We start from the raw sequence: 734 nt of genomic DNA on the forward strand, positions 1-734 counted from the left end.
CGAGGAAATCGTCGAAGTTGCCGCCAATGTGCTTACTGGGACTATTCGTCATGCGTGCACCTCTTGGGCTTTGCGCGGACGTCCTCCCTTCTTGCCGTTCTCGCGCGCGGCGGCCGCCTTCGCTGCGGAGCGTGTCGAGCCCGCCACGCGTGCGGCTTGCTTCATCCACGCCTTAGAACCGTAGATGCCTTCAAAAAGCGCGGGCACGTACACGTCGGCGTCGAGGCGCGGGAAGTGCAGGCCCCATCCGGCCGGCGTGATCTCGATCTTGCTCAGGTCCGTAGCGCTGGCGCGCGCAAGCCCCTGAATCAGGCGTGCGGGTACCGCGAGCGTCACGCCGTTGTCGAACTCGACCTCGAGCTTCCCGACAGACGGGCGATAGCGCGCGGCGACGGCGCGCGGGCCTAGTTCCTTGCCGGCCTTGCGAGCGGCGGCGATCGACTCTTTAGTAATGGCCATGATGCTTTCTCCATGCCGCACAAAAGGCGACGATCTCGGGCTCGATGAGGCTCGCTATGCGATATATCGTCCGGTCTGAAACCTTCCCGGCGATGTTCCTGACGTCCAGCGGTCCGTTCGGGCAGTTGAGGTTAAAGACGATCTCGAAGCCGGCGCCGATCACGTGGACGTGCGCTGGTCGGTGGTCCGCCGTGTAGATCACCACGCGGTAGCCGTTGATCGTTGCTATTGTGGGCATACGCCGATGATAAACCTAAGAGATGGGTTTTCGCAAC

General features: G+C 62.7%; 2 protein-coding genes. Both read right to left on the reverse strand.

What is annotated here, in order from left to right:
- Positions 1 to 48: 48 nt before the first annotated feature.
- A complete protein-coding gene (locus P0D89_RS53660; RefSeq protein ID WP_408379752.1) occupies positions 49 to 459 on the reverse strand; it encodes a DUF2442 domain-containing protein in 411 nt (136 codons plus the stop codon).
- Positions 446 to 664 carry a DUF4160 domain-containing protein gene (locus P0D89_RS53665; RefSeq protein ID WP_408379755.1) on the reverse strand — a complete coding sequence of 73 codons (219 nt, stop codon included), beginning with the start codon at positions 662 to 664 and terminating at the stop codon, positions 446 to 448. Before P0D89_RS53665 ends, P0D89_RS53660 begins: the two co-directional genes overlap by 14 nt.
- Positions 665 to 734: the final 70 nt, after the last annotated feature.

The sequence above is a fragment of the Paraburkholderia sp. RL18-085-BIA-A genome (genome assembly GCF_046027075.1).
Lineage (GTDB): Bacteria > Pseudomonadota > Gammaproteobacteria > Burkholderiales > Burkholderiaceae > Paraburkholderia.

Bases quoted from the DNA above. Each gene is read 5' to 3' on its own strand.
- P0D89_RS53660 (WP_408379752.1), bottom strand. From the start codon at position 459: ATGGCCATTACTAAAGAGTCGATCGCCGCCGCTCGCAAGGCCGGCAAG.